The organism is Psychrobacillus sp. NPDC058041 (assembly GCF_042885655.1).
Lineage (GTDB): Bacteria > Bacillota > Bacilli > Bacillales_A > Planococcaceae > Psychrobacillus.
In genome coordinates this window covers 538132-547656 of the sequence record NZ_JBHVRO010000001.1, presented here as the reverse complement: position 1 = coordinate 547656, position 9525 = coordinate 538132, and the positions used below count along the sequence as shown (strand labels likewise).

9 protein-coding genes are annotated in these 9525 nt (G+C 35.9%); all 9 read right to left on the bottom strand.

Going from position 1 to position 9525, the window contains the following annotated elements; genetic code table 11:
- Positions 1-207: 207 nt before the first annotated feature.
- Positions 208-1437 (bottom strand): M16 family metallopeptidase, encoded by a 1230-nt coding sequence (locus tag ACFVR1_RS02510; protein WP_387579919.1) that lies wholly within the window; start codon positions 1435-1437, stop codon positions 208-210.
- Positions 1438-1594: 157 nt separating this feature from the next.
- Positions 1595-3712 carry a polyribonucleotide nucleotidyltransferase gene (gene pnp, locus ACFVR1_RS02505; protein WP_387579917.1) on the bottom strand — a complete coding sequence of 706 codons (2118 nt, stop codon included), beginning with the start codon at positions 3710-3712 and terminating at the stop codon, positions 1595-1597.
- Positions 3713-3866: 154 nt separating this feature from the next.
- Positions 3867-4136 carry a 30S ribosomal protein S15 gene (gene rpsO, locus ACFVR1_RS02500; protein ID WP_093263058.1) on the bottom strand — a complete coding sequence of 90 codons (270 nt, stop codon included), beginning with the start codon at positions 4134-4136 and terminating at the stop codon, positions 3867-3869.
- Between the two features lie 131 nt (positions 4137-4267).
- On the bottom strand, positions 4268-5218 hold the full coding sequence (ribF, locus tag ACFVR1_RS02495) for a riboflavin biosynthesis protein RibF (protein WP_387579914.1): 951 nt from the start codon (positions 5216-5218) through the stop codon (positions 4268-4270).
- Position 5219: 1 nt separating this feature from the next.
- Entirely contained in the window at positions 5220-6140 is a 921-nt protein-coding gene (gene truB, locus ACFVR1_RS02490; protein ID WP_387579912.1) for a tRNA pseudouridine(55) synthase TruB, read from the bottom strand.
- Between the two features lie 74 nt (positions 6141-6214).
- On the bottom strand, positions 6215-6565 hold the full coding sequence (gene rbfA, locus ACFVR1_RS02485; protein ID WP_387579909.1) for a 30S ribosome-binding factor RbfA: 351 nt from the start codon (positions 6563-6565) through the stop codon (positions 6215-6217).
- Between the two features lie 23 nt (positions 6566-6588).
- On the bottom strand, positions 6589-6867 hold the full coding sequence (locus ACFVR1_RS02480) for a DUF503 domain-containing protein (protein ID WP_387579906.1): 279 nt from the start codon (positions 6865-6867) through the stop codon (positions 6589-6591).
- Positions 6867-9146 carry a translation initiation factor IF-2 gene (gene infB, locus ACFVR1_RS02475; RefSeq protein WP_387579904.1) on the bottom strand — a complete coding sequence of 760 codons (2280 nt, stop codon included), beginning with the start codon at positions 9144-9146 and terminating at the stop codon, positions 6867-6869. Before infB ends, ACFVR1_RS02480 begins: the two co-directional genes overlap by 1 nt.
- Before the next feature lie 4 nt (positions 9147-9150).
- Positions 9151-9471, bottom strand: a complete 321-nt coding sequence (locus tag ACFVR1_RS02470; RefSeq protein WP_387579901.1) for a YlxQ family RNA-binding protein — start codon at positions 9469-9471, stop codon at positions 9151-9153.
- Positions 9472-9525: the final 54 nt, after the last annotated feature.

The following is a 9525-nucleotide window of genomic DNA, read 5'->3' as shown; positions in this document are numbered from 1 at the left end:
AAGCGAACGAGGAGGCTCAAGCCATGCCCGCGGAAAGCGAGCGCCGGAACGGAAAGCAACAACTCGTTGAATGGATCACTATCTTTAATTTGCTTTTTATAGAAATTACTCTTGACTAGAGGTAAGAAAGCGTCCACCTACTGCGGAAATCAACCTGTTCATGGCATATAAATTTTTATACTTTCCTCTTCTAAAAAAAGCCGATCTTTATAGATCGACTTTTTTGGGCATAATAATAGAAATAGCTGGCTTATGAGAAAAAATTTCTTTAGCAAGGTCAACAACAGATTCTAAAGTCACTTCATCTATCGTCTCACTTACTTCATCTAGAGTACGATGCTTTCCATAAAGCAACTCATTTTTTCCATTTCTACTCATCCGTGCATTTGTGCTTTCTAAACTTAACAACAAATTTCCTTTTAACTGTTCTTTGGAATTGAGAATTTCTGTTTCTGTGAATCCTTTGTTCATTACATTCTCAATGGAATCAAAAATGGAAGTCTTTAATTCATTTAACTGATTGCTAGAAGTCCCGCCGTAAACTACAACAACTCCCGTATCTTCATAAGAAGAGTGATACGAGTAAATCGAATATGCGAGTCCCTTATCTTCACGAATTTCTTGGAATAACCTCGAAGACATACTTCCACCTAAAATATTATTCAAAACGACTAAGCTATAAATATTGTCCGCATTTATACTTAAACCAGGATACGCTATACAAATATGCGCTTGTTCTGTCTCACGAAAATTTTCTGTATATATTGGTTTTATAGCAGGGGTTTCCAAGGATTTTACTGGTTTTTTTACACTTTTATATTGACCAAAAAGCGATTCAATATATTCCAAAAATCCTTCTTGAATATTGCCGGCTACTGAAATTACAACATTATCTGGTGTATAATGTCTTTCCATATACGACAAAATCATTTCCTTCGTAAAACTATTTAATGTCTCCTCTGTCCCTAGTATAGGAGAACCTAAAGGATTATTCTCATACATTTCTCTCCATAAGTATTCATGTACTATATCGTCCGGAGTATCTTCCACCATATTTATTTCTTCTAAAACAACTAGTCTTTCCTTTTCAATTTCGTTTGGATCGAATAGAGAATTGAAAAACATGTCTGCAAGAATCTCTACAGCGTGTTTCGCATGGTGATCTAAAACTTTTGCATAGTAACATGTATTCTCTTTAGATGTAAATGCATTAATATTACCGCCAATTCTATCGAATTCCTCGGCTATCTGCTTTGCTGATCTTGTTGCTGTTCCTTTAAACAGCATATGTTCAATAAAATGTGTTAGGCCGTTTTCTTGTGGAAGTTCGTATCTAGATCCAGCTTGTACCCATATCCCAACTGCAACGGATCGCACATGGGAAATATCTTCTGAGATAATACGTAGCCCATTATTACAAGTTATTTTTTTTATCAAAATTGCACCTCTATCTAGTTTATTCAAGTATTAAAAAAAGTTGCCGTAGATAATAATTCCCTACGGTCAACCTAGTGTATTACAAAAATTATAATTTTTCTATATCTGTTCAGACTTAAGTCAGACGCTAAATATCAGTGTTTGAACTTTTCATATATTATTGTTCGTTTTGTTCAGCACGCTCTTTTTCTTCTTTTATAACTACTTTACGAGATAAGTTTACGCGACCTTGATTATCAATTTCAATTACTTTTACTAATAACTCGTCTCCGATTTTAAGCACGTCTTCTACATTTTTCGTACGTTCTTCTTGAATCTCTGAAATATGCAGTAATCCATCTTTCCCGTTGAAGATTTCTACGAAAGCCCCGAATTTTTCAATTCGTTTTACTTTTCCTAGATAATATTCCCCAACTTGTGCAACACGAACAATGTTCTCAATTATTTCTTTTGCACGGGCAATCATCTCTTCATCTGCTGAAGCAATATAAATTGTACCATCTTGCTCTGTATCAATTTTTACGCCAGTTTCATCGATAATTTTATTGATCTGTTTCCCACCTGGTCCAATTACATCACGAATTTTATCAGGATTAATTTTAATAACTGTAATCTTTGGAGCATATTTAGATAATTTCTCGCGAGGTTCACCAATTGTTGCAAGCATGCTTTCTAAAATTTGCATACGACCAATTTTAGCTTGTTCGAGAGCTTCTTCTAATATTGTTCTTGATAATCCGTCAATTTTAATGTCCATTTGAAGCGCAGTAATACCTTTAGAAGTACCAGCTACTTTAAAGTCCATATCTCCAAGGTGATCTTCCATCCCTTGAATATCTGTTAATATTGTATAATTTTCACCTTTTTTTACAAGTCCCATGGCAATTCCTGCAACAGGTGCTTTTAGAGGAACACCAGCATCCATCATTGCAAGAGTTGAAGCACAGATACTAGCTTGAGAAGTGGAACCATTTGATTCTAATACTTCAGCTACTAAACGAAGTGTATATGGGAAATCATTTTCATCTGGAATAACTGCCTCTAAAGCACGTTCTCCCAATGCTCCGTGTCCAATTTCACGACGGCCAGGTGCACGGATTGGTCCAGTTTCCCCAACACTAAATTGAGGGAAATTGTAATGATGCATAAAGCGTTTTGATTCTTCTAATCCAATTCCATCAATTATCTGAACATCACCTAGTGGTCCTAATGTACAAATACTTAATGCTTGAGTTTGCCCACGAGTAAACAATCCAGAACCATGCGTTCTTGGCAAAATTCCGACTTCAGAAGAAAGCGGGCGAATTTCAGCTACCCCACGACCATCTGGACGGACTTTATCTTCAGTGATTAAACGACGAACTTCATCTTTAACCATAGCATCTAAAATTTCACGTACTTGTTTTAATGTTTCGTCTGTTGCTTCTTTTTGAGTATATTGTTCTAATACTTCATTTTTGACAATACCAATTGCTTCTTCACGCGCATGCTTTTCTTGCACTTGAATAGCTTGTACTAAGTCTGCTTCACAAAGCTCTTTTACTTCTGCAAAAAGGACCTTGTCTAATTCGAAAAGGGAAATCTCTTTTTTCTCTTTTCCAATTTCAGCAACTACTTTTTCTTGGAATTCAATTAATTTAATGATTTCACTATGACCAAACATAATAGCTTCCAACACAACTTCTTCAGAAACCTCTTTTGCTCCTGCTTCTACCATGTTAATAGCATCTTTTGTTCCTGCAACAGTAAGATCTAAAATACTTTGTTCCATTTGTTCAACTGTTGGATTAATGATAAATTCTTCCCCAATTAAACCTACTTGTACTCCTGCAATTGGTCCATCAAAAGGAATGTCCGAAACACTAAGTGCAAGTGAAGAACCTAACATTGCAGCCATCTCAGATGAACAATTTTGATCTACAGACATTACGATGGAAATTACCTGAACCTCATTACGGAATCCATCTGGAAATAACGGACGAATCGGACGATCAATTAAGCGACTAGTTAAGATTGCTCTTTCAGAAGGACGACCTTCACGTTTAATAAAACCACCTGGGATTTTTCCAACAGCGTATAATTTCTCTTCATAATTAACTGTTAATGGGAAAAAGTCTAGATTCTTTGGTTGCTTCGAAGCAGTTGCTACTGATAATACGCTAGTATCACCATATCTTACTAAAACTGCACCGTTAGCTTGTTTTGCAAGTTGCCCAATTTCTACTTGCAATGGACGACCTGCCCATTCGTACGTAAATACTTTCTTTTCACTCATTTAATCTGGACTCCTCTCAACTTCAAAAATTCCTAATTTAAGGTATATAAAAGTTATATGTATCATAAGTAGTGTATCAAAAATACCTAAACTATGCGAAGTATTTTTATGCAAAAGAAAAAGCGGGACGAATCCCGCTTAATTCCATGAAATATTATCGACGTAAACCAAGTTTAGCGATTAGCTCACGGTAACGTTGTACTTCGTTTTCACGTAAGTATTTTAATAAGTTACGGCGACGTCCAACCATTTTGAATAGACCACGACGAGAATGGTGATCTTTCTTATGTGTACGTAAATGTTCGTTTAAAGAATTAATTTCCTCTGTAAGAACTGCGATTTGAATATCAGCAGATCCAGTATCGCTTTCATGAGTTCTGAACTCAGCGATTAGTTCGTTTTTGCGTTCTTTTGTAATTGCCATTTTGTTTTCCTCCTAAAAATTCTTAATATCCCCTGTTCCTGAGCAATCGTTGGAGAATCGAATAAGCCAAGGAAAGGTTTAGTACAAATTTGTACTATTAAAATATACCATAGGAATAAATCAGAATCAACTCATTCACTTTTTTTAAAATAATTTATAGCTTCTTCTTTATCTTTTCCAATTTGTTCTTTTAATTCATTTATCCCATTAAACTTTTGCTCCGAACGGATACGCGAATACCAGTGAATTACTACTTCTTCACCGTATATCGATTGGTCAAAATTAATTATATGCACTTCGATTGAAAGTTTTTTATCCTCGGGGTTATTAAATGTTGGTTTGTAACCTACATTACATACACCATTATACCATTTTTCTTGTACGCATATTTTCACTGCGTAGACTCCTGTTGATGGTATAAATTGCCCTTCCGTCGGTTGAACGTTTGCAGTAGGGAAATCTATCGTTCTACCTCTCTTGTCTCCATGAATAACTACACCAGTTAACATAAAAGGACGACCTAAAAGTTCTTTTACTTCTTCTATATTTCCAGTTTTCAGTTCTGCTCTTATTCTAGTTGAACTTATTTTGTCATCTGACAGCACTTGCTTATCGACTACTGAAACAGTATATTCTCCATTCGATAACTGTTCCATTTCTTTCATTGTTCCTTTTCCAAATGCACCAAATGTAAAATCGAAACCTGCTGTAACATGTTTTACATTCGCCTTTTTAATAAAAGAATCAACAAACTGTGAAGGGGTTAACTTAGCAAAATCCGAAGTGAAACGAACGACAAATAACGTATCGACGTTAAGCCCTTTTAATATTTCTATTTTTTGTTCAATTGGTGTAATATAAAATACTTGTTCCTTACTTCTACCAAGAACTAGCGATGGGTGAGGATCAAAAGTCATGACCGCAGTTCTTATGTTAAGCTCTTTTCCTTTATCTAGTGCTTCTTGAATGACAGCTTGATGCCCTCTATGTACACCATCAAAAAAACCGATGGCTAATGAGTATGCTTCGTACTGCTCATTTTCTAATAAATGATGTGGGTAAGATAAGTAATGTACTTCCATATTAATCTCCTTTTTCGGTTGAAAACATTTTCTCCGGTTTCATCATATCATTTTTCGTCGGATGCTTGATATATACTGCCTTAGGAATTGAATTTTTTGTGTAGATTATTTTTTCGTTTTTCTCTAGTAGTGGATGTGCATTAATCACTTGACCATTCGCAATGCTTTTATCATTTTCTGCAGTAATTTCAACACTTGGCCAACTTTGTAAAGCATACTTTACAGGAAATATAGAGTCATTTAAACAACCACTTTCGCTAACCTTATTTACTTGCTCTAGTGTTAAACATTGGTCTTTTGTGAAGCTTCCCGACGCAGTTCTAACTAAAGTAGACATATGTGCTGGATAGCCAAGTAATTCCCCAATTTGAACAGCAAGTGTTCGAATATATGTACCTTTACTACAACTTATTTCAATAGAAAATTGCACATTTTCCCCCAAAAATTCTGGATTTTCGTCCAATAAGCGTAAATTATAAATGGTTACATTTCTACTCGGACGATCTACAATCTTACCTTCTCTTGCATATTCATATAACTTTTTCCCATTTACTTTCACCGCTGAATACATTGGTGGGGTTTGTACGATTTCACCAGTCAATTCTTTCAAAACCTTTAGAATCTGATCTCGAGAAAAATACTTTTCCGTTTCATCTTTATTTACGACCTCACCATCGGCATCTTCAGTTGTAGTTGAAATCCCAATACTAACCGTTGCTATATATGTTTTACCTTCATTCATAATATATTCAGATACCTTCGTTGCTTGCCCTAGACATATTGGTAAAACTCCTTCTACACTTGGATCCAGTGTACCTGTGTGTCCAATACGCTTCATTTTTAATATTTTTCGGAGTTTAAACACACAGTCGTGAGAAGTCATACCTTTTTCTTTCCATAATGGAAGTATACCTTCGTACATTTTTTCACCTCATTTTAATGATAATATACAACAAAGAAGTCTGCTTGTTGTAGTAAGCAGACTTCTCTAATTTTTTATTCATCTGATGATTTGTTAATTTGTCTTAATAAATCATCAATTCGATTTCCATAAGCTGCTGATTCATCAAACTTAAATAGTAGTTCAGGCGTTATACGAAGCCTAATTCGTTGTCCGATTTCAGTACGAATAAATCCTTTAGCTTTTTCTAAAGCTTTTAGTGTTTGACCACTTTTCGCTTCTCCACCAAGAACAGTTATATAAATAGTCGCTTGTTGAAGGTCACCAGTAACCTCTACATCTGTAACGGTAACAAAGCCTATATTAGGATCCTTTAGCTTTCGGACAATAATTTCACCTAACTCTTTTTTCATTTGCTCAGCAACTCGGTTTGCGCGCATCGACATAATCGCTACACCTCATATTCTGTTTATAAATATTCTTTTCTAATTTCAATTCGTTCCCATTCGGGGTTAGAATCCAAGAATCGTATTACATGCATAAGTTCCCGTTCAGCAGCAACTTTGTCCGAAGCAACTGTAACAATACCTATACAAGTTCGTTGCCAGACATCTTGATGATCTAACTCTCCGATAGAAACATTAAATTTTTGTTTTGTTCTAGTGAGCATTCGTTGAAGAACTGCTCTTTTTTCTTTCAAGGAATGTGCAGTAGAAATGATGTATTCACACTCTGCATAGACAATCATTATCGTTTAATCTCTTCCATTACAAATGCTTCAATAATGTCATTTTCTTTAATGTCATTAAAGTTTTTGATTGTAATACCACATTCATATCCTTTTGCTACTTCTTTTGCATCATCTTTAAAACGTTTTAATGTATCTAATTCGCCTTCAAATATAACGATAGAGTCACGAATAATACGAACTCCACTATCTCTAGAAATTTTACCTTCCGTTACGTATGAACCAGCAATTGTACCAACTTTAGATACTTTAAATGTTTCACGAACTTCTGCTTGACCGATGATTTTTTCTTGGAATTCAGGATCTAATAATCCTTTCATCGCAAATTCAATCTCTTCAATTACTTTATAGATTACTCGGTGTAAGCGAATATCTACACCTTCTTGATCTGCTGCACGTTTCGCATTTACATCCGGACGAACATTAAATCCGATTACAATAGCGTTAGAAGCCGCCGCAAGACTAATATCAGATTCAGTAATTGCTCCAGCACCAGTGTGAATGATTCGGACATTTACACCTGCAACATCAATTTTCATTAGTGATGCAGCCATAGCCTCTACTGTACCTTGAACGTCTGCTTTAACAATCAGGTTTAATTCCTTCATTTCCCCTTGTTTCATCTGGTCAAATAAATTATCCAATGTTACACGAGTTTTTTCTGATCGTTGATTAACTTGCGCTTCTGAAGCACGAGTTTCACCAACTTGACGAGCTGTTTTTTCATCTTCAAATACAACAAAGCGATCCCCTGCTTGTGGAACATCATTTAGCCCTGTTATTTCAACTGGTGTAGAAGGACCTGCTTCCTTCACACGACGACCTAAATCATTAACCATAGCACGTACACGTCCAAATGTATGACCAACTACTATTGGGTCTCCTACACGTAGTGTTCCATCTTGTACTAATAATGTTGCTACTGAACCTCTACCTTTGTCTAGTTGAGCTTCAATTACAGAACCAAGTGCAAGACGTTTTGGATTTGCTTTTAACTCTGCTACTTCTGAAACAAGTAGTACCATTTCTAAAAGGCTATCAATACCTTCTCCTTTTAATGCCGAAATAGGAACAAAAATTGTTTCCCCACCCCAAGCTTCAGGAACTAGACCATGTTCCGTTAGCTCTTGCATTACCCGATCTGGATTAGCAGATGGTTTATCCATCTTGTTTACGGCAACAATAATTGGTACCTCAGCAGCTTTTGCATGGTTAATTGCTTCAACAGTTTGTGGCATTACACCATCATCTGCAGCAACAACAAGTATTGTAAGATCCGTTACTTTAGCACCACGAGCACGCATTGTTGTAAACGCAGCATGTCCAGGAGTATCTAAAAATGTAATTTTCTTACCATTATCAATTATTTGATATGCACCAATATGTTGTGTAATACCGCCAGCTTCACCTGCAGTAACTTTTGTATTTCGAATAGAATCGAGTAATGTTGTTTTACCGTGATCAACATGCCCCATTATTGTAACAACTGGTGGACGTTCTTTTAAGTCAGCACTATTTTCTTCAGTAGTTTCGAAATGAACTTCTAAATCTGTAATATCGATTTTAATTTCTTCTTCCACTTCTACTCCGTAGTCTGCACAAATTAGCTCAATTGCATCCTTATCAAGAACCTGGTTTATTGTTGCCATTACACCAAGTAAAAACAATTTTTTTATAATTTCGGAAGGCTCACGACCAAGCTTTTTCGCAAGTTCCGCTACAGTTAATGACTCAGTAAATGTAATTTTTGCTGGCAATTCTCTTTCTTTTCTTGGTACTGGTGGTTGAACAGGTGTAGTAGGACCTTTTCTTCTTTTTTGGAATTTTTGTCCCGGTCTGTTTTGTCCACCAGGTCTATTTTGTCCACCTGGACGGTTGTTATTATTTGTAAATGGTTTTTTATCTTTTGATTGATTGTTTGTTCCTTGAGTTGTGCTACCTTGACTTGAAGGTCTTGATTGCCCTTGATTAGCTGGTTTAGTTTGACCTTGGTTTGTAGGTCTTGACCCTTGGTTTGTGCTATTTGACATAGGGCGATTAGGACGATTATTTTGTCCTGATTGTTGTGTTTGTGTTGGAGCTTGTGTTTTTGCGTGTGAAGGATTTTTAGATTGTTCTGTTGATTTTTTATAAACACTATCTAATTTTTTTACAGCGTCACCTTCAAGCATTGACATATGGTTAGCCACTTGAATATTAAGCTTTCCTAACTGATCGATAACTTCTTTACTTGATTTTTCTATTTGTTTCGCGTACTCATGAACTCTGATTTTAGTCATTAGCTCACCCCCGGTTAAATTCGTTGAGAAGGCCGGACAGTTTTTTTGCGAAACCGTCATCCATAATGGCTATTGCCACTCTGGCCTCTTTTCCCGTCGCATGTCCGAGATCGTGCCGGTCTCCAAAGACATGCAGCTCAACGTTAAAAGATGCACATTTATCATTCATTTTTTTTGCTGTGTTTTTAGAAGCATCAGACGATAGTATAACTAACTTCGCCTTTTGGCTTCTAATTTCTTTTACTACTAGTTCTTCCCCAGAAATTGTTTTTCTTGCTCGAGTAGCAAGTCCAAGTAGTTGTGTTATTTGTTGTTCAATTGTCATTTTAGTTTTTCTCTTTCAATAATAACGATTAGCTCATCATATATTTCATTTGGA

Coding starts and splice junctions, on each gene's coding strand:
- truB (WP_387579912.1), bottom strand. CDS start 6,140: ATGTACGAAGGTATACTTCCATTATGGAAAGAAAAAGGTATGACTTCT.
- infB (WP_387579904.1), bottom strand. CDS start 9,146: ATGACTAAAATCAGAGTTCATGAGTACGCGAAACAAATAGAAAAATCA.
- ACFVR1_RS02470 (WP_387579901.1), bottom strand. CDS start 9,471: ATGACAATTGAACAACAAATAACACAACTACTTGGACTTGCTACTCGA.
- ribF (WP_387579914.1), bottom strand. CDS start 5,218: ATGGAAGTACATTACTTATCTTACCCACATCATTTATTAGAAAATGAG.
- ACFVR1_RS02480 (WP_387579906.1), bottom strand. CDS start 6,867: ATGATTGTCTATGCAGAGTGTGAATACATCATTTCTACTGCACATTCC.
- rbfA (WP_387579909.1), bottom strand. CDS start 6,565: ATGTCGATGCGCGCAAACCGAGTTGCTGAGCAAATGAAAAAAGAGTTA.
- rpsO (WP_093263058.1), bottom strand. CDS start 4,136: ATGGCAATTACAAAAGAACGCAAAAACGAACTAATCGCTGAGTTCAGA.
- pnp (WP_387579917.1), bottom strand. CDS start 3,712: ATGAGTGAAAAGAAAGTATTTACGTACGAATGGGCAGGTCGTCCATTG.